The following is an 18,671-nucleotide window of genomic DNA, read 5'->3' on the forward strand; positions in this document are numbered from 1 at the left end:
AAGGAAGCCCCGCACCTCCTGGTGCGGGGCTTCCTTGTGGAGTGCGTTGGTGGTTACTTGACGGTAACCGTGGCGCCGGCAGCCTCGAGGGCTTCCTTGGCCTTCTCTGCGGCTTCCTTGGTGGCGCCTTCGAGGACAGCCTTGGGGGCGGAGTCAACGACGTCCTTGGCTTCCTTCAGTCCGAGGGAGGTCAGGGCGCGCACCTCCTTGATGACGGCAATCTTCTTGTCGCCGGCGGCTTCGAGGATGACGTCGAACTCGGTCTTCTCTTCCTCAGCCTCGGCAGCTGCGCCGCCGGCCGGGCCGGCAACCGCAACAGCGGCAGCGGTAACTTCGAAGACCTCTTCAAACTTCTTCACGAACTCGGAGAGTTCGATGATGGTCAGTTCCTTGAAAGCTTCAATGAGCTCGTCGTTGGTGAGCTTAGCCATGGGTGGCGCTCCTTTTCTTGTTCTTGCCCGGTGACGGGCGATTCTATGACCTAAGTCCTCGTGGATTTAGGGAAATACAGTGGGCCCGCAATTGCGAGGGCCCCGCCGCGGGCTTGCGAGCAGCGGGAGCCATTGTGGACTAGGCCTCGGTAGTCGCTGCCTCAGTGGTCTCTGCCTCGGCGGCGGGGACTTCCTCAGCGGCAGTCGCTTCGTCGGCTGTCGGGGCCTCTTCGGCGGGTGCACCGTCGGCCAGCTTGAGACGCAGGGCCTCGATGGTGCGCGCTGCGGCGGCCATCGGAGCCTTGAGGATGCCGGCCACCCTGGCCAGCTGCAGTTCACGGGACTCGAGGGCGGCCAGGGCCGCAACCTCAGAAGCGTTGAAAGCCTTGCCTTCGAAGATGCCGGTCTTGATGATCAGCGCCTTGTTGGCTTTTGCAAAATCCGTCAGGCTCTTCGCTGCTGCAACAGCATCACCCTTGATGAACGCAATGGCGGTGGGACCGGAGAGCTGACCTTCGAAAGCGTCAACACCGGCTTCCTTGGCCGCGATGGCAGTCAGGGTGTTCTTGACGACCGTGAACTTGGTGTCCTGGCCGAGAGAAACGCGCAGCTCCTTGAGCTGGGCAACGGTGAGCCCACGGTATTCGGTTAGGACTGCTGCAGTGGACTCGCTGAAATCCTGCTTGATTTCTGCGACTGCGGCCACCTTTGTTGGCGTTGCCATAACCCTCCTTCCGGGAATTAGTGCCGGTCCTTCGGGTCCTGCCCGCTGCGCTTCCCGTGAAGGAAGGCGGGGGGAAAACAAAAACGCCCCGCACAGATGTACGGGGCGTTTGGGCCGCGGATCCACGGGCTTTCACCCGGTTCGTTCGCTGCCTAAGCTTTGTGCACCTGCGCTGGCCGTCCCGGTTCAGGACTTTCGGATGAAAACCTTCCCGGTTCCACACTGCAAGGCGCATGATGCAACTGGCGCGTGGGGGTGATTTCCATCGACCGACGGTCTTTGGTGCCTTAAGCCTACAGGAGCCACCGCGCCCATTCCAAATCGGCCGCGCCCCTCATGCGTCGACGTCAAAGGACTTTCGCCACTGCCCTGTCACGCCGGCGGCGACAAAACCCATGCGCGAGTTGATGTTGATCAGCTGCGTGTCCTCGGCCGAGTTCCAGGTGTAGATGGCATGCGACTTCGGGTAGCCCCGCGCCAAAAGTTCCAGGTTGGCCAGTTTCATCCGCAGCCCCAATTCACGGCCGCGGTGCCCGTCCTCCATGATGGTGTCGTCCTGGAAGACCACGTCGTCACGCTTGCCCAGCACGGAAATGGAGGTGTATCCGACAAGCCGCCCGGACGCCCTGCTCTCGGCGGCAGTCACCAGGGTGTGCCGGCCCGTCGACTGGGACAGTTCCTCCGCCTCGCGCAGCCGGGCCACGTCCCAGGCAGCCTCCCCGGCCTGCGGTGCCACGGCCTGCTCGAGGCGGGCCACGTCCGCGGCCCATTTCTCCGGGCAGGTGTCGGTCCACTGATGCACCACGTATTCTTCGCCGTGCGCGGCATCGGCCGATCTCTTCAGTTCGGCAGCGCGGTCGACCGGGAATGGGAGCCGGCAGGAACTGAACTGTTCCACCCGCTCCAAGACGTAGCCGGCATTGTAGGCAAAGCTGGCCTGGCGGTTTTCCAACGGGAGCGCGCCCCCTCCCTCGGCCGGATGAAGCAGCTGCGCAGCGTCGCCGCCCGACAGCTGGGCCTGGAGCTCCGAAGCGGAGTGGTTCGTCTCCACCACCACCACCCGGCGGTTCTCGCCGCGTACAAATGTCTCCGCCGCCTCCAGCAGCTGCCGACCCACGCCGCGCCCCTCCGTCGCGGGAAGCACGTCCAAGGTGACGTGTGCCAGCTCGGTGTTTTCGTCCAGCGGCATGGCGATGCCCGCGCGTCCCACAATCCCGCCGTCGAGGCGGGCCACGAGCATGACGTACCACTCGAAGGGGTCGTGGCACAGCGCCAGCAGTTCCTCCCCCGTGTAGGCGAGGTCGTCGTTCCCCCAGGTGCCGACCCGCACCTGGCGGGAGACTTCCACGGCGCTCAAGAAGTCCGCGGCCGCCTCGCCTTCGAGCGCGTCGGGCACGTGGAGCTGTTCAATCTGAATGTCAGTCATGTCTTGTTGCTCCTGAAACTAGCTTTGCACCGGCAGCACCATGACGTGGTCATGGTCAACCCGGTTCCCCCATTGAAAATCCTTGCTGCCGGCCACTCTGAAGCCATGCCTTTCGAAGAATCCCCTGGCCCGGAAATTTTCGCTGTTGACGCCCAGCCATGCCTGCCTGGCACCGCGCCCGGCCGTCCTCCGCAACGGGACCGTCACGGACGCGAGTTCTGCCAGGGCCGGGGCGTCGTCACTGCCTGCCTGCCGGAGGGTGGTTCCCATTCGCTGCTCCCAAAGTACTTTTCGTGGCCCCCTTGCCACTCAACCATATAAAAGGGAAGGCCCGGCGTAGCAGGTCGCTACTCCGGGCCCTCTCATCAGGCAACGTTCATGCGCATCGCCTATGCGTCGATGACAACCTTCGTCACGGCCGGGTCAACCGTGATGCCGGGGCCAAACGTCGTGGCGACGGTGGCCTTCTGCAGGTAGCGGCCCTTGGAAGCGGACGGCTTCAGGCGAAGCACCTCTTCCAGGGCTGCCGCGTAGTTCTCCGCCAGCTTGACGGCGTCGAAGGACACCTTGCCGATGATGAAGTGAAGGTTGGAGTGCTTGTCGACGCGGAAGTCGATCTTGCCGCCCTTGATGTCGTTGACGGCCTTGGCGACGTCGTTCGTAACCGTGCCGGTCTTCGGGTTCGGCATCAGGTTGCGGGGACCAAGAACCTTGCCCAGGCGGCCAACCTTGCCCATGAGATCAGGGGTGGCAACGGCTGCGTCGAAGTCGGTCCAGCCGCCTTGGATCTTTTCGATCAGGTCGTCGGTGCCGACGAAGTCGGCCCCGGCGGCAATGGCCGCCTCGGCACGCTCGCCGGTTGCGAAAACCAGGACGCGGGCGGTCTTGCCGGTGCCGTGGGGCAGGTTGACGGTGCCGCGGATCATCTGATCCGCCTTGCGGGGGTCGACGCCCAGGCGGAAGGCGACCTCAACGGTGGCGTCGAACTTGGACGGGTTGGTGTCCTTGGCGAGCTGAATGGCCTCGAACGGTGCGTAAACCTTGTCCGCATCGATCTTGGCTACGGCTGCCTCATATGCTTTGCTGCGCTTTGCCATGCTGCTTGTTTCTCCTTGTGCAGTTGTGGTCGTAAGGACCGCGCGGGCCCTGCCACGTACGTCCGCCGCCAGGCACCCAAAGGGGAGACTGTCCGGCGTCGTTCTTATTGTTTTTGGTGGTGCTGCGGCGGCCGAGACGGGCTCGTCCACCAGGGCGTCGGGGTCTTAGGCCTCGACGGTGATGCCCATGGAGCGGGCCGTGCCGGCGATGATCTTCTCGGCGCCTTCGATGCTGGTGGCGTTGAGGTCGACCAGCTTCTGGGTGGCGATCTCGGTGACCTGTGCCTTGGTCAGCTGGGCAACCTTGACGGTGTGCGGGGTGGCTGAACCCTTGGCGACGCCTGCAGCCTTCTTGATGAGCTCCGCGGCCGGCGGGGTCTTGGTGATGAAGGTGAAGGAACGGTCTTCGTAAACCGTGATTTCAACCGGGATGACGTTTCCGCGCTGGGATTCAGTGGCGGCGTTGTACGCCTTGCAGAATTCCATGATGTTGACACCGTGCTGGCCAAGCGCGGGACCGATCGGCGGGGCCGGGTTGGCGGCGCCTGCCTGGATCTGCAGCTTGATAAGGCCGGTGACCTTTTTCTTGGGAGCCAATGTAGGGTCCTTCTCTCAATAACTTTCCTGGACGACGGAGCGCGTCCACGATGGGTGGCCGGATGGCGTCCGGCCGGACGCTGCGCGGCAACTAAGCAAACTGCCGTCCAGCGAAATCAGTGGTTCGACTAGATCTTGGTGACCTGGTTGAACGCGAGCGTGACAGGGGTTTCGCGCTCGAAGATGGAGACCAGCACAACGAGCTGCTGGGACTCGGGCTTGATCTCGGAGATCGTGGCCGAGAGGGTCTCGAACGGGCCGTCCTTGACGATGACGGCCTCGCCAACCTCAAAGTCGATCTCGGCGTCGGCGGGCAGGTGGCGCAGCGGAACGCCGGTTTCCTCTGCCTGCTGCTCCTCGAAGATCGGGGCAAGCATGGAAAAGACCTCATCCAGGCGCAGCGGGACAGGGTTGTGGGCGTTGCCCACGAAGCCGGTGACGCCGGGGGTGTGGCGGACAACGCCCCACGAGGCATCCGTCAGGTCCATGCGGACCAGGACGTAGCCGGGGATGCGGACGCGGTTGACCACCTTGCGCTGGGCATTCTTGATCTCCACGACTTCTTCCATGGGGACCTGGACCTCGAAGATGTAATCTTCCATGTTCAGCGACAGGCTGCGGGATTCCAGGTTGACCTTGACGCGGTTTTCGTAGCCGGCGTAGGAGTGGATGACGTACCAGTCGCCCTCCTGGCGGCGCAGCTTGGCCTTGAACTCCTCCGCGGGATCCACCTCGGGCTCGGCGGGGACGGCGTCGGCGGCAGACTCGGCCGCAGCCGCCTCGGCGGTGTCGTCGGCCGCCTCGGCGTCGTGGACATCTGCGGCCTCTTCGGCAACCGCCGGGCCGGCACCGTCGGCGGGGTCGGCCGTTACGGCGTCGTCCGTGGATGCATCAAGGTCAGCACTGATGGCAGCATCGGCAACCACAGTGTCCTGGTCCTGCTCACTGTAAGTTGCCTCGGGCTCCTGCTCAGACACGAATTTCCTGCTTTCCTGGTGCGTTTCTTAAATGGCTCAAACCGTCCCCGTGTCAAAAAATCACTTTCGGGGCCGGCCAAGGTTGAGCGTTTAGTGCTCGATGTTTACGCTGCCGCCAAAGACCCAAAGCACGAGCTTGCCGAAACCCAGATCCAGGACGGTAACAATACCCATCACAATGACAACGAATACCAGCACAACCGCGGTGTAGTTGAGCAACTCCTTGCGAGTGGGGGTGACAACCTTCTTCATCTCGCCAATGACTTGGCGCAGGAATATGGCTATGCGTGCAAAGAAACCGGGACCCTTGGGCTTGGCGTTCTTTTTGGCGGGGCGGCCATTGGAGCGGCTTGCCGCAGTTTCGGTCACCATTGCCTCACTCATCATTAGTTGGAAAACACGCGAGCCCGCGCGAACGGACCGTGTCGTGTGCCTTTATTCGCCAGGCTGGGCGGACCTGGTGTGCGCCAAGTTCCGCACGAGACGGAATTGCCGCACATCAAACCCGCTGCGCCCTAGCGCAGGGCAGACAGGACTCGAACCTGCAACCTGCGGTTTTGGAGACCGCTGCGCTACCAATTGCGCCACTACCCTATGAAACTTGCCTGCTGTGCCACCCCGAAAGGCCGCACCGGAGCCGAAGGCCATGAAACAACTTACAGTCTTGGGCCGGGGTTTTCCAAACCCGCCCCAAGGCGTGCACCATCATGGCGTTTCAACACCGGTTGTCCAGTCTACGCATTGTTGCCCGCCACGTCGAACCGGCGGCGGGATGCGCCTAAAGTAGAACCGTGGGTTCAAGGCCCCGACGTTTCCCCAGCACCGAAGTCCCCCAGCAGGGCCCGCCCTTTCGAAAGAGAGTAAAGAAGATGTCTGCCAATGTGAGCGCCGACCAAGCCGCCGGACGCCGGGTTTCGGCCCGCATCGCCGCAATTGCCGAATCCGCCACGCTGGCGGTCGACGCCAAGGCCAAGGCCCTCAAGGCCGCCGGACGCCCGGTCATCGGCTTTGGCGCAGGCGAACCGGATTTTCCCACCCCGGACTACATTGTGGAGGCCGCCATTGCAGCGGCCCGGCAGCCGAAGTACCACCGCTACTCGCCCGCGGCGGGCCTCCCCGAGCTGAAGGCGGCCATCGCCGCCAAGACGCTGCGTGATTCGGGCTACGCCGTGGAACCTTCCCAGGTGGTGGTCACCAACGGCGGCAAGCAGGCCGTCTACGAATCCTTCGCCACCTTGCTGGACCCGGGCGACGAGGTCGTCATCCCCACCCCGTACTGGACCACCTACCCCGAGGCCATCCGGCTCGCGGGGGGCGTCCCCGTGGAGGTCTTCGCCGGCCCCGAACAGGGCTACCTCGTCACCGTCGACCAGCTTGAGGCGGCGCTCACCCCGCGCACGAAGATCTTGCTGTTCGTCTCCCCGTCCAACCCCACGGGGGCCGTCTACTCCCCCGAGCAGACCCGCGAGATTGGCCAATGGGCCGCATCCAGGGGGCTGTGGGTCATCACCGACGAGATCTACGAGCACCTGACCTACGACGGCGTGCCGTTCACCTCGATTGCCACAGCCGCCCCGGAGCTGGGCGACCGCGTGGTGGTGCTCAACGGCGTCGCCAAGACCTATGCGATGACGGGCTGGCGCGTGGGCTGGATGATCGCCCCCGCCGACGTCGCGAAGGCTGCCACCAACATGCAGTCGCACGCCACGTCCAACGTGGCCAACGTGTCCCAGATGGCTGCGCTGGCCGCCGTGTCCGGCCCCCTGACGGCCGTGGATGAGATGAAGGTGGCCTTTGACCGGCGCCGCAAGGCCATGGTCACCGCCTTGAACGCAATCGACGGCGTGGAGTGCCCCACCCCGCACGGCGCCTTCTACGCCTACGCCGACGTCCGCGGCCTGCTGGGCCGGGACATCGGCGGCATCCGCCCGGCCACGTCGGCCGAACTGGCCGCCCTCATCCTGGACAAGGCCGAGGTCGCCGTGGTCCCCGGCGAGGCGTTCGGCCCCAGCGGCTACCTGCGCCTGTCCTACGCCCTCGGCGACGACGACCTCGCCACCGGCGTGCGCCGCCTGCAGGAGCTGCTCGGCACCGCGAAGGCGTAACCGGAAACACCATGACCGGCGGCTTCGTTGTCTTATACAGGCGGCGGATCCGGTATTTCCGTAGGCCGCGTAAAGGAGGCCGTAAGGCCGTCCGCGGCCGTCGGTCGGATAGCGGCCGAGGGAATGCCGGTCCGCTGCCGGGGCTCGACTACAGCAGGCGGCGGTCGGCGGCCCAGCGGGTCAGCTCGTGGCGGGAGGACAGCTGGAGCTTGCGCAGGACGGCGGAGACGTGGGTTTCCACGGTCTTGATGGAAATGAACAGCGCCTTGGCCACTTCCTTGTAGGAATATCCGCGGGCGATCAGCCGCATGACTTCCAGTTCACGGGCGGAAAGCTTGTCCAGCTCATCCTCCACGGCGACCTCGGCCGTGCCGAACGCGTCCAGGACGAAGCCGGCCAGCCGGGGCGAGAACACGGCGTCGCCCCCGGCAACGCGCCGGACGGCGTCGGAGATCTCGCTTCCGGAGATTGACTTCGTGACGTAGCCCCGGGCGCCGGCGCGGATCACCGAGACCACGTCCTCGGCGGCGTCGGAGACGCTGAGGGCCAGGAACTTCACCTGCCCCAGCAGCCCGGAACAGCCCGCGATCACTTCCCGCCCGCCCTGGCCGCGCCCCCCGGGCAGGTGGACGTCCAGCAGCACCACGTCGGGGGTATGCGCAGCGACGGCGGCAATGGCCTCCTCCACCGTGGCGGCTTCCGCGAGCACGTGGATGTCGGGGGCGAGATCCACCCGGAGTCCCGAACGGAAGATGGCGTGGTCGTCGACCACGACCACCCTGATCGGCCGTCCTGCCTCTGTCATTTCGTCTCCTCCTTGGGGGGTGCCTTGCCGCTGCCTCGGGGGGCGCCCGCCGGTGCCGGCCGGGCGGGCAGGTGCAGCCGCACCTCCGTGCCTTCCGTCGAGCTAATGATCTCAGCCGAGCCGCCGTTGCGCTGCATCCGCCCGACGACGGACTCCCGGACTCCCAGCCTGTCCGGCGGCACGGCGCCCCAATCGAAGCCGGCCCCCCTGTCCTTGACGAACACGTCGACGCCGGACCCGCCCGCCTCCACGTACACGGACACCGCCGTTCCGCCATGGCGCACCCCGTTGAGCACGGCCTCGCGGGTGGCCTGGACCAGCGCCCGCGTGGACTCGTCCAGTTCGGCGTCGCCCACGCTCACCACCTCCACGGGCAGCCCGTGGACGTCTTCGACCTCGGCGCAGGCTGCCTGGATCCCGGCGACGAGCTTCCCCGGATCCTTGCCTTCGTCCTGATAGATCCAGCTGCGCAGCTCCCGCTCCTGTGCCCGCGCCAGACGGCCGACGTCCTGCGGGGAGTCGGCACGCTTTTGGATCAGCGCCAGTGTCTGGAGGACGGAGTCGTGCAGGTGCGCGGCAATTTCCGCGCGCTGGGTTTCGCGGATGCGCCCGGCCCGCTCGCTTTGGAAGTCGCGCCAAAATTTGAGCACCCAGGGGGCCAGGACCAGTCCGACGCCGGCCAGGACGGCCAGGGAGGCGACCGCGGAAGCCCAGACCAGGGTCCATGACCCCGAGCCCGTCACAATGATGAGGACGCCGGCCACCACCAGGACAATTCCGGCGGCGAACCGGGCGATCGACCAGGGGGTGTCCATCCTGGCGGCATTGAGCAGGCCCACGCGACGCGTGGCGTCCAGCTGCATCCAGGCCAGAACGGCGCCGGCCGCGATCACGCCCAGGGGAATCAGCGTGCCGAGGTCAAGGTTGACCCCTGCCTTCGCGCCGAACAACGCCAGTGCCGCCGCCACCAGGGCGCCGCCAATCAGGATTTCCCTCAGCCCCATGGAGGCACCCGCACGCCGCGCAGCGGGCAGGGATGCCGGCCCGTCCCTGTCAGGACCGGGCGCGCCGGCGGGAGCCGGGCGGAACAGCTTCAGGCGCGGGGCGCCGTCGTCGTCCACCGGGCGCGCACCGGCGGGGGCATCCTCACCGGCGAGGGGAACCAGGATCCACAGCCAGGCGTAGAAGACCAGCCCCGCGCCGAAGAAGAAGCAGGAGCCTGCCATGATGGCGCGGACGGCGCGCACGGGCAGCCCGAGGTGCTCGGCCAGGCCCGCACACACTCCGGCCACCATCCGGTCCGTGGACCGGTACATCTTTGCGCTCATGGTCCAATCCAAGCACGCCCCGGGCCCGGCGGCGGCGTTTGCAAGGGTTGCTTCAGGGTTGATTCAGGGTGACCCCCGATGGCGTGCCTGTGCCCCCCGCGGCACGATTGAACCATGAATGACAGCCATGAAGACCCGCAGCCAGAACCGGGCGCAGAGCCGCCCCTCAACGAACAGTCCGACGCCGGGCCCGTCCCGCAGCCGGGCAGCCCGTATCAGGCACCGCGCCCGGAACCGGCCTACGCCTCGGGCCCGGCTCCGCAGCAGGGCGCCCGCTTCTTCGTGTGGATTCGCTCCCTCGGCGTCCGCCGCGGGAGCAGCCGCTGGGTGGGCGGGGTGTGCAGCGGTCTCGCGGAGAAGTGGGGCATTGACCCCGTGATAGTCCGCGGCCTGGCCGTTGTGCTGACCCTGTTTTTCGGGATCGGCCTCCTGGCCTACGGCGTCGCCTGGGCGCTGCTGCCCGAGCCCGACGGCCGCATCCACGTGGAGCAGGTGGCCCGCGGCCACTGGTCCACCGGCATGACAGGCGCCGGCATTGCCACCTTCCTTGGACTGGCCGGCCCCGGGCAGGGCATTGCCTGGAACTGGCACGGCGGCTGGTTCCCCTGGCCGGTGCTGTGGGTCGCGGCGATCGTTGCCTGCGTGGTCTGGGCGATGAACCGCGGCAAGGACAGCCCGTCCGGCACCGGCCGGCAGCCACGCCGGCAGTACCACTACGGCGCGCCCGCTGCGCCGGTCGCGGCCGACCCGGCCCAGACCTACGCGCCTGCCCCGGAAACCGGCCCACACGGTCCAGCCCGGTTTCCCGCAGACCGGCCCGGCGACGGCGAGCGCCCCACTGAGCCCCTGAACGGCAGCACCCCCAGCTGGAGCGGCAACGCCGGCGGCTGGAGCGGCCGCAGGCTCGGGTCCGACGGCCCACTCGGGTCCGGGGGCCCCCTCGGCGCATCGGGCCCCCTCGGCGCATCGGGCCCCCTCGGGCCCAGCGGCCCGCTGGCCTTGAAGGCCAGGCCGCGCCTGGGCGCCGCGGCCAGCCTGATGTCCGTGGGCCTGGCCGTCATGGTGGGCGCCCTGGTGCTGATTCTCAACTCATCGGGCGTCCTGAACCTGCACGGCTACCAGGTCGCCGCCGCTGCCGCCGCCGCGGCGATCACCGCAGGCCTGGCCATCATGGCCTCCGGCATCCGCGGCCGCTCGGCGGGCGGCGTGGGCACCTTTGCCGTGATTGCCCTGGTGTTCGCCGGACTGCTGAGCATGGTTCCCCTGCACGCGCCGTGGACCTCCATGGCGAATCAGTCGTGGGCACCCACCACCGTCAGCGCGGCGCAGGACGGTTTGTCCGTGGCCATGGCTGACGCCAGCATCGACCTCACCGGGCTCGACGCCGGAGCCCCCCTGGCCAGTGACCTCCAGATCCCCGTGAACGTGCTGGCCGCGAAGGCGGTGGTCAAGGTGCCCGCCAACATTCCCGTCACGATCAAGGGCGAGCTTGTGGTCTCCACCCTTCAGATACAGGGACAGCCGGGCACCGATGGGAAAGCCGTGGTGCAAGCGTCCACCACCCACGTCAATCCCGACGCCACCGGGAACGGGCTGGTGGTCACCCTGCAGGGCGCGGCCGCCAACGTCACCATCATCCCCGTGGCCGGCAAATAGCCGGCCGGCAACGAGCAATTGGAGAAATCGCCATGAACAACCCGACAGAACCGCTGGATTTTCCCGACGCGCCGAAAGGCAGGGCGGAAGACGCCGGCCCCAGGCTCCCGGTGAGGGTCGGCACCCTCGTGTGGGGCGCCGTCGTCGTCGTCATTGGCCTCCTGGTCCTGGCAACACGGCAGGCGGGGCTGCAGCTGGACACCGGCCAGGCCACCATGTGGCTGCTTTTCGGGGCGGGCCTGGCCATGGTGGCCGGCGGGGCGGTGAACGTGTTGCGCCGCAAGTGAGCCCGGCGGCCGCCCGTCCATGGAGCGGGCCCAAGTTGCCCCCGTCACATGACCGTCTAGAATGTCCAAGAGAGAGGAGCTCAACGGTGCGCTCAAACCACATTGACTCCATCCCTGAAGGACCCCATTACCCATGAAGATTGGCATCCTGACAAGCGGCGGCGACTGCCCCGGACTGAACGCCGTGATCCGCGGCATCGTGCTCAAGGGCATCAAGAGCTACGGCCACGAATTCGTTGGTTTCCGTGACGGCTGGCGCGGCGTGGTGGAGGGCGACGTCATGGACCTCCCGCGCCAGATGGTCCGCGGCATCTCCAAACAGGGCGGGACCATCCTCGGCACCTCCCGCACCAACCCTTTTGAGGGCGCGGGCGGGCCGAAAGTCATCAAGGCCCACATGGAGCGGCTGGGCATCGACGCGATGATCGCCATCGGCGGCGAAGGCACGCTGGCCGCCGCCCGCCGCCTCACGGACGCCGGACTGAAGATCGTGGGCGTGCCAAAAACGGTGGACAACGACCTCGACGCCACCGACTACACCTTCGGTTTCGACACGGCCGTGCAGATCGCCACCGAGGCGATCGACCGGCTGCGCACCACCGGCGAATCCCACCACCGCTGCATGATTGCCGAGGTCATGGGCCGCCACGTTGGCTGGATCGCACTGCACGCAGGCATGTCGACGGGCGCCCACGCGATCCTCATCCCGGAGCAGCAGACCAGCATGGACCAGATAGTCGAGTGGGTGCAGGAAGCCCACGACCGCGGCCGCGCGCCGCTCGTGGTGGTGGCTGAAGGCTTCGTCCCGGACCACCGGGACTCCGCCCACTCGGAGCGCGGCCTGGACACGTTCGGCCGGCCGCGCCTGGGCGGCATCAGCGAGCAGCTGGCCCCCGAGATCGAGGCCCGCACCGGCATTGAAACCCGCGCCACCATCCTGGGCCACATCCAGCGCGGCGGCGTGCCATCCAGCTTTGACCGGGTGCTGGCCACGCGCCTGGGCATGGCGGCGGTCGACTCCGTGGTGGACGAACGCTGGGGCACCATGGTCTCGCTCAAGGGGACCGAAATTGAGCACGTGCCGTTTGAAGCGGCGCTTGGCAACCTGAAGACCGTCCCGCAGCACCGCTATGACGAGGCCGCCATCCTGTTCGGCTAGCGTTTGGGCAGGGGCCTTGAGATCAGTTCCGCCCTGATTGTCCGGCTCGCCTGGCAGCGGCATCTGGGGATGCCGGGGCCCATGCCGACGACGTGAACGACGCCGGCCTCTCCCGCCGCCGGGACAAATTTACCGGCACGGACGCGGAAGCGCCCGGTGCCGGTCCGCCGGCTTCAGCGTGGCCGGGATTCAGACTTCGGTTGCCCTTCAACACCGTCAAACTCCGCATAGATGGCGTCCACGGCACGGGGCTTGGCGAAGAGCAGCGCCATCACCCCGCCCGCCAGCACCACAATGGCGGGCAGGATCATCGACTGGCCCATCGCCGTCGAGAACCCGGCCCTCAGGAACTCGGGCAGCTGGCCGCTGACCCCGCTGGCACCCTGGCTGGCGCCGGCGGGCATCTCCGCCGCCAGGCGTGCCCCGATCAGCGCCGCGATGGCCGCGGAGCCCAGCACGGACCCGATCTGGCGGGTGGTGTTGTAGATTCCCGCGCCCGCCCCCGCCTCGCGCGGGCCCAGGTTGCGGGTGGCCGTCGTCGAGAGCGGGGCCCAAATGCCGGAGCTGGCAATGCCGAGCAGGCCGCTGGGCAGCAGGAACAGCCAAATGGCGGTGTCGGCGTTCATGAGCGACGACGTCCACAGCAGCGACACCGCCATCAGGATGAACCCGGTGAGCGCGACGTAGCGCGGGTTGACGATGTCAACGAGCTTGCCCACGAAGGGTGCCAGCACGCCGGAGAACAGCGCCATGGGGACCATCATGAGCGCCGACTGCGTGGGTGACATGCCGCGCACCAGCTGGTAGTAGAAGAACAGCGGCAGGCTCATGGCGGTGACCGTGAAACCCATGGTGGTGATGGCCGCGTTGGCCAGCGAGAAGTTGCGCACCTTGAACAAGTGCAGCGGCACCAGCGGTTCGCCCCTGGTGACGGCCTGCCACACGATGAACAGGCCGAGGAACACTATGCCGGCGATGATCAGGCCCCACACCGAGATGGGGCCGGTGATGGTGCCCCAATTGTACTTTTCGCCTTCCTGGATGCCGAAGACCAGCATGAACAGGCCGAGTGAACTCAGGGCCACGCCCAGCAGGTCGAACTTGTGGTCGTGCGTCCTGAGCGAGGGCACCAGTCGGAACGCCATGATGAACGCCACCACGCCCACCGGCACGTTGACAAAGAAGATCCATTCCCAGCCCAGCCCATCCACCAGCACGCCGCCGAGGATGGGGCCCACCAGCATGGCGACGCCGGCCGTGGCTCCCCACAGGCCCATGGCGGGGCCGCGCTTGTCCGGGGCGAAGATGCGGGTGATGACCGCCATGGTCTGCGGCGTCATCATGGCGGCGCCGAGGCCCTGGACCGCGCGGGCCAGGATCAGCATGCCGATGCTGCCGGAGAGCCCGCACCACAGCGACGCCAGCGTGAACACGCTCAGCCCGATCAGGTACAGGTTCTTGGGGCCGTACTTGTCCCCCAGCCGGCCGGTGACCAGCAGCGGCACCGCGTAGGCGAGCAGGTAGGCGCTGGTGACCCAGATGACGGAATTGATGTCGGTGTGCAGGCCCTCCATGATTTTGGGGTTGGCCACCGAGACGATGGTGGAGTCGACCAGGATCATGAAGAAGCCCAGCACGAGCGCCCATAACGCGGGCCACGGTTTTGCCACGGTTTCCATGCGTTGTTCCTTAAAGTTTGTTGCTGGCCGGATTGTCGAAGGACGCCGGCGCCTGCCAGGGCATGGCGCCGGTGGTGATGTCCGAGTGCAGCTGCCGGATCCAGTCCAGTTCGGCGCCCGTCATGGCCCGTTGGTATAACACGTCCATCCAGAACCTTTGTTCCACGCCCCGGGACCGCGCCAGGCGGGCGTCCGTCTCCAGCTCGGCCAGGGACGTTTCCAAGGCGGCCAGGCGTTCGGCGAGGAGTTCAAGCACGACGCCGGCCGGCAGGTTGTGTGCCTCGGCCACCGCCTGGGGAAAGCTGGGGTATTCGGCGGCGGGACGCGCCAGCAGTTCCTTCAGCCGCAGTTCCAGGGCCTCGCGGCCTGCCGGCAGGATCGCGTACGTGGTGCGCTCCGGGCGGTTGCCCTCCCGCTCCGTGCCGACGGCCTTGACCAGATCGGCCTCGGCCAGCCGGCCCACCGTGTGGTACAGCGTGCCCGGCCTGACCTTGACCAGCCGGTCCTCCCGCCGGTGGATGAGCAACTGGTACATCTCGTAGGGGTGCATGGCGCGCTCGGCCAGCAGTCCCAGGGCGGCCACGCCCAAGGGTGTCAGTTGCCGTGTGGCTGCCATGCGCGCCATCCCTCCGCCGGTTAGTCCACAAGAATTATTCCACGTGGACTATGTAAAAATCAACAGGTTCCCGCGGTGGGTCCGTGATGGTGTCCTCATGTTGGCCGGCGGCACCGGCGCGGGTGCGTCGCGCGGGCCTAGCGGGGTGCGCGCAGGAAGCCCGTGGCCCTGCCGACCACCTGGCCGGCGTCCGTGGCCACGATGGTCTCCTGCGACGCAACGTACCTCTCGCCGGCGTCGTCCACCATGAGCTCCACGCCGGGGTCCACGGTGCGCTTGACCAGGGCCAGGGCGATGGGGCCCATCTCAAAGTGCTGCGCCACGCTGGTCACCACGCCCACCTTGCGGTCGCCGGCAAACACCTCACTGCCCGGGGCCGGGATGGTGTGCTGGGAGCCGTCCAGCTGCAGGAACACCAGCCGGCGCGGCGGGTGCCCGAGGTTGTGGACGCGGGCCACGGTTTCCTGGCCCTTGTAGCAGCCCTTGGCCATGTGCACCGCGGTGCGCAGCAGGTCAAGCTCGTGGGGAATGGTCTTGTCGTCGGTCTCCGCACCGCGGCGCGGGCGCCAGGCGGCAATCCGCAGCGCCTCGGCCGCCCAGGCTCCGGCCAGCGGACGGTCCCCCACCGTGGCCACAAGCTCGCCGGCGGGCACCAGGTACTCGTGCCACGGACGCTCGAGCCCCGGGTGGCTGTCCTCGTCGACGGCGGCGTAGCTCCAGCCTCCGGCGCCAATGTGCGGCCAGGGGTCCGTCCACACCAGCAGCCCGGCCCACTCCGGAACCTCCACCACAGAACCCAGCACGGCCCAGTCCGCCGAGACGTCCGCAATCTCGACCCGCAGCATGAACTTCATCGAGTTCAGCCAGGCGGCGAGCGGCTCGGCCTCGTCCGCCTCCACGATCAGCCAGGTGGTTGCGCCGTCGTCCACCACACGGGCGTCATATTCGATCCGGCCCTGCACGCTCAGCAGCAGCAGCTCGGTGCCAACCTTGGGCGGCAGCGTCGCGAGGCTTTGCGACGACAGCGTGTTGAGCCAGCTCAGCCGGTCCGGGCCGGCGACGGTGACCACGCCGCGGTGGGAGAGATCCACGACCGCGGTCCCCGGCTTCCCGAGGTATCCGGCCAGGAGCCGCTGCTCCTTGTTCGGATCGCCGTAGTGCGCGGCCACGCCGGCATCCAGCCCTCCGGCCTGAACTGCGCCATGGCGGTTTAGCAAAGGACTCAAATAGCTCATAACGGGTGCAACGCCTTCCTCGATGTGCCTATTCCGAGCTGCGCGCGCTGTTATGCGGGACGGGCGACCCCGACACCGCGCATGACGCTGATCTGCGCACGGCCCGCACCCTGCCCGGCGCCGGACGGGTCAAAAACCTTGGCCTATTGGACCTTGTGCAGTGCCGCCGAGGCGTGCGCTTCCAGCGACCGGCCTTGGGCGGCAACGTCCCAGCGCCAGTAGAGGTCGCCGTTGACCAGGCCGAAGATGCGGGTGGCCGCGGAGTAGTCCTTGGCACCCGAGTGCCGCATGACCGCGTCGGTGGACAGCTGGATCTGCGGGCCCTTGATGGTGCCGTAGTACAACTCGGAGATGCCGCCGGGGTGGACAATGGTGGCCGTGATGTCGAAGCCGCCGTCGGCGTTGCGGAGGGCCTCGACGTCGTCGGCGGTGCGAAAGGCGGGCACAATGTCGGCGGGGACCAGCCCGGGGCCGCCGTCGGCGTCGTGCATGGGGCGGTCAAGCTGCCAAAAGCCGGTCTCCACGGACAGCGGGCGCAGGACGGTCCCGTCCTCGTCGGTGAGCCAGGACTCGGCGGTGTATTGCAGGTACGGCATCCCGTTGGTTCTGAACGTCGCCGTTTGGGTGAAGTGCTCGTCGTCGGCCTCCCCCGTGCCCAGCCGGCCGCGGCCGCTCCAGGTGCCCAGGAGCCAGGACAGCGGGACCAGCTCGGGTGTCAGGTCCGTGGGAATCTCAATGGCCATGGCAGCCTACTGCTGGCCCTTGAAGAGACGCCACACCACCAGTCCGGCAAACCAGGCCATGGTGATGCCGGCAAGGACCAGCAGGCAGATGAAGAAGATTTCCAAGGCAAGTACGCTCATGCAGCCATACTATCGTGATCTTTTGGCGCCCCGGTCACGCTCAGGCGAGCAGCAGCTTTTCGATGAAATAGACCAGCGCGCCCAGCGACAGGACGGGCGCCGCGGCCGCGGCCAGGGCGCCCGTGACGCCGCGCATCGGCCCGGTGAGTGTGCGCAGCCTGCGGAAGCTGGCGATCACCGCCGCCACGAGTGCCCCGAGCACGGCGGCGGGAAGGATCCGGACGTCTGAAACGAGGAGGGCCGCCAGCGGACCGGCCAGTGCGGAGAGCACTATGGCCAGGGGCGCAAGGGCCCTGTCCGGCCAGGGCAGCATGCCGATGCACAGCGCCACCGCGGCGCTCACCGCGATGATCAGCGTCATGCCGGGCGCGCCGAGGAAGCGGTAGGAGGCCACCCACCCGCCGGCAAACCCGGCAATGAGGACGCCGGCACCTGCCCCCAGGGTCGATTCCAGCCGGTGCGCCTGGCCCGTGCCGCGGATCAGCTGCACCACCAGGACGGCGCCAAAGCCAAAGGCGATGAAGATCGGCGTCCACACCAGGAAGTTTGCGTCGGCCGTCAGGCCGCTGGTGAGGGCCGCCGCGGCGCCGGTGAGGGCAATGACGGCGCCCAGAGTCTTCTTCGCCGGAATGCCCAAATAGTGCGGCCAGCCGTAGCCGAACACGGCGGACAGCGCCACGGCGACGCCCACAATGTAGCCGAGCCCGAAAATGTGCCCGGCGACAATGGCTGCGAGCGCAACGATCCCTACAAGTCCGGCTAATGATGACTTCACACATCAATCCTGCCCTACTCTCGCGGTACACTGTGGAACAACCCTCGCTCCGGAGCGTTGTGCCACGGTTCATGCCGCCTTGGCCGCACGGTGCGCGTTTTCCGGCCCCGGGGGTGTCAGGTGGTTCGCCGCTCAAAGATGCGCACATCGACGCACTTTGGAGGAAGACATGTCGCAGATCTTAATGCTGACCAACAACCACGGCAGTTCCGTGGACGTTCTGCCTGCCTTGGAACTGCTCAGCCACTCGATCCACATCCTTCCGGCCGTTCCCACCGCCCTCTTGGACGCCACGCCGTCCGAACTCATCATGGTGGACGCACGGAAGGACCTGGCCGGCTCCCGGTCCCTGACCCAGCTGCTGCGGGCCACGGGAATCAGCGTTCCCCTGCTGCTGATCCTGACCGAGGGCGGCATGGCGGCCGTGACCGCGTCGTGGGCGGCGGACGACGTGATTCTCGAAACGGCCGGCCCCGCCGAGGTGGAGGCGCGCATCCGCCTGGCCCTCACACGGGCCGCAGACGCCGAAGACTCCGTCCACCAGGAAATCCAGGCCGCCGGGGTGGTGATCGACGAGGACAGCTACACCGCGCGCGTCCACGGCAAGGTGCTGAACCTGACCTACAAGGAATTTGAACTGCTGAAATACCTGGCCCAGCATCCGGGCCGCGTCTTCACCCGGGCGCAGCTCCTGAACGAGGTCTGGGGCTATGACTACTACGGCGGCACGCGCACCGTGGACGTGCATGTGCGTCGCCTGCGCGCCAAGCTGGGCTCGGACCATGAGAGCCTGATCAGCACGGTGCGCAACGTCGGATACCGCCTGACCATTGCCAAGATGCCCGACGACGAACTGGCCGAGGCGTAGCGGCGGAGGTGCCGCGCACCTCCCGCCACGGGCACAACCTGCC

At 67.2% G+C, this 18,671-nt stretch carries 20 protein-coding genes and 1 tRNA gene; 5 read left to right on the forward strand and 16 right to left on the reverse strand.

Translation table 11 applies throughout. The annotated features are described in order from the left end of the window. Positions 1–53: 53 nt before the first annotated feature. The 9 genes from rplL to G6034_RS00045 all read right to left on the reverse strand — a co-directional run bounded on the left by rplL (position 54) and on the right by G6034_RS00045 (position 5,846). Complete coding sequence (gene rplL, locus G6034_RS00005; RefSeq protein WP_113719175.1) at positions 54–431, reverse strand: 50S ribosomal protein L7/L12; 378 nt, start codon at positions 429–431, stop codon at positions 54–56. A 139-nt stretch (positions 432–570) separates the two neighbouring features. Further along, on the reverse strand, positions 571–1,155 hold the full coding sequence (gene rplJ / locus G6034_RS00010) for a 50S ribosomal protein L10 (protein WP_176633057.1): 585 nt from the start codon (positions 1,153–1,155) through the stop codon (positions 571–573). Between the two features lie 334 nt (positions 1,156–1,489). Next, on the reverse strand, positions 1,490–2,581 hold the full coding sequence (locus G6034_RS00015; protein WP_176633058.1) for a GNAT family N-acetyltransferase: 1,092 nt from the start codon (positions 2,579–2,581) through the stop codon (positions 1,490–1,492). An 18-nt stretch (positions 2,582–2,599) separates the two neighbouring features. Then, the gene (locus G6034_RS00020) at positions 2,600–2,851 is read right to left on the reverse strand and encodes a GNAT family N-acetyltransferase (RefSeq protein WP_176633059.1); all 252 of its coding nucleotides are present in this window, start codon (positions 2,849–2,851) and stop codon (positions 2,600–2,602) included. A gap of 119 nt (positions 2,852–2,970) precedes the next feature. Continuing rightward, the gene (gene rplA, locus G6034_RS00025; protein WP_176633060.1) at positions 2,971–3,678 is read right to left on the reverse strand and encodes a 50S ribosomal protein L1; all 708 of its coding nucleotides are present in this window, start codon (positions 3,676–3,678) and stop codon (positions 2,971–2,973) included. Positions 3,679–3,843: 165 nt separating this feature from the next. Beyond that, positions 3,844–4,275, reverse strand: a complete 432-nt coding sequence (rplK, locus tag G6034_RS00030; protein ID WP_026555792.1) for a 50S ribosomal protein L11 — start codon at positions 4,273–4,275, stop codon at positions 3,844–3,846. A gap of 128 nt (positions 4,276–4,403) precedes the next feature. Next, on the reverse strand, positions 4,404–5,252 hold the full coding sequence (nusG, locus tag G6034_RS00035) for a transcription termination/antitermination protein NusG (protein WP_176633061.1): 849 nt from the start codon (positions 5,250–5,252) through the stop codon (positions 4,404–4,406). Positions 5,253–5,342: 90 nt separating this feature from the next. Continuing rightward, a complete protein-coding gene (gene secE, locus G6034_RS00040; protein ID WP_176633358.1) occupies positions 5,343–5,636 on the reverse strand; it encodes a preprotein translocase subunit SecE in 294 nt (97 codons plus the stop codon). 137 nt (positions 5,637–5,773) lie between these two features. Then, positions 5,774–5,846 (reverse strand) — tRNA-Trp (locus G6034_RS00045). Between the two features lie 287 nt (positions 5,847–6,133). On the opposite strand from G6034_RS00045, the gene G6034_RS00050 reads away from it, so the two are divergent. Further along, positions 6,134–7,357, forward strand: a complete 1,224-nt coding sequence (locus G6034_RS00050) for a pyridoxal phosphate-dependent aminotransferase (protein ID WP_343037881.1) — start codon at positions 6,134–6,136, stop codon at positions 7,355–7,357. Between the two features lie 148 nt (positions 7,358–7,505). Here G6034_RS00050 and G6034_RS00055 read toward each other — a convergent pair whose 3' ends face one another. Both G6034_RS00055 and G6034_RS00060 read right to left on the reverse strand, forming a co-directional pair. Continuing rightward, on the reverse strand, positions 7,506–8,162 hold the full coding sequence (locus G6034_RS00055) for a LuxR C-terminal-related transcriptional regulator (protein ID WP_176633063.1): 657 nt from the start codon (positions 8,160–8,162) through the stop codon (positions 7,506–7,508). Beyond that, a complete protein-coding gene (locus G6034_RS00060; protein WP_176633064.1) occupies positions 8,159–9,490 on the reverse strand; it encodes an ATP-binding protein in 1,332 nt (443 codons plus the stop codon). Before G6034_RS00060 ends, G6034_RS00055 begins: the two co-directional genes overlap by 4 nt. A 114-nt stretch (positions 9,491–9,604) precedes the next feature. Between G6034_RS00060 and G6034_RS00065 the strand changes: the two genes are divergently transcribed. The 3 genes from G6034_RS00065 (at position 9,605) to G6034_RS00075 (ending at position 12,592) form a co-directional block, all read left to right on the forward strand. After that, complete coding sequence (locus G6034_RS00065) at positions 9,605–11,146, forward strand: PspC domain-containing protein (protein ID WP_176633065.1); 1,542 nt, start codon at positions 9,605–9,607, stop codon at positions 11,144–11,146. Between the two features lie 32 nt (positions 11,147–11,178). Next, positions 11,179–11,433: a hypothetical protein gene (locus G6034_RS00070; RefSeq protein ID WP_176633066.1), complete on the forward strand. Its 255-nt coding sequence runs from the start codon at positions 11,179–11,181 to the stop codon at positions 11,431–11,433. 133 nt (positions 11,434–11,566) lie between these two features. After that, positions 11,567–12,592 (forward strand): 6-phosphofructokinase, encoded by a 1,026-nt coding sequence (locus G6034_RS00075; RefSeq protein WP_176633067.1) that lies wholly within the window; start codon positions 11,567–11,569, stop codon positions 12,590–12,592. A gap of 173 nt (positions 12,593–12,765) precedes the next feature. Here G6034_RS00075 and G6034_RS00080 read toward each other — a convergent pair whose 3' ends face one another. The 5 genes from G6034_RS00080 to G6034_RS00100 all read right to left on the reverse strand — a co-directional run bounded on the left by G6034_RS00080 (position 12,766) and on the right by G6034_RS00100 (position 17,760). Beyond that, a complete protein-coding gene (locus tag G6034_RS00080; protein ID WP_176633068.1) occupies positions 12,766–14,271 on the reverse strand; it encodes a DHA2 family efflux MFS transporter permease subunit in 1,506 nt (501 codons plus the stop codon). Between the two features lie 10 nt (positions 14,272–14,281). Beyond that, positions 14,282–14,887 (reverse strand): PadR family transcriptional regulator, encoded by a 606-nt coding sequence (locus G6034_RS00085; protein ID WP_176633069.1) that lies wholly within the window; start codon positions 14,885–14,887, stop codon positions 14,282–14,284. A 137-nt stretch (positions 14,888–15,024) separates the two neighbouring features. Beyond that, the gene (gene ygfZ / locus G6034_RS00090) at positions 15,025–16,122 is read right to left on the reverse strand and encodes a CAF17-like 4Fe-4S cluster assembly/insertion protein YgfZ (protein WP_176633070.1); all 1,098 of its coding nucleotides are present in this window, start codon (positions 16,120–16,122) and stop codon (positions 15,025–15,027) included. Between the two features lie 143 nt (positions 16,123–16,265). Further along, the gene (locus G6034_RS00095) at positions 16,266–16,865 is read right to left on the reverse strand and encodes a heme-binding beta-barrel domain-containing protein (protein ID WP_176633071.1); all 600 of its coding nucleotides are present in this window, start codon (positions 16,863–16,865) and stop codon (positions 16,266–16,268) included. Between the two features lie 160 nt (positions 16,866–17,025). Next, positions 17,026–17,760 carry a permease gene (locus tag G6034_RS00100; protein ID WP_176633072.1) on the reverse strand — a complete coding sequence of 245 codons (735 nt, stop codon included), beginning with the start codon at positions 17,758–17,760 and terminating at the stop codon, positions 17,026–17,028. Between the two features lie 169 nt (positions 17,761–17,929). Here G6034_RS00100 and G6034_RS00105 point away from each other — a divergent pair, with 169 nt between their 5' ends. Further along, positions 17,930–18,628 (forward strand): response regulator transcription factor, encoded by a 699-nt coding sequence (locus G6034_RS00105; protein ID WP_176633073.1) that lies wholly within the window; start codon positions 17,930–17,932, stop codon positions 18,626–18,628. The last annotated feature ends 43 nt before the right edge of the window (positions 18,629–18,671 follow it).

The sequence above is a fragment of the Arthrobacter wenxiniae genome (genome assembly GCF_013376105.1).
In the GTDB taxonomy this organism is placed as follows: Bacteria; Actinomycetota; Actinomycetes; order Actinomycetales; family Micrococcaceae; genus Specibacter; species Specibacter wenxiniae.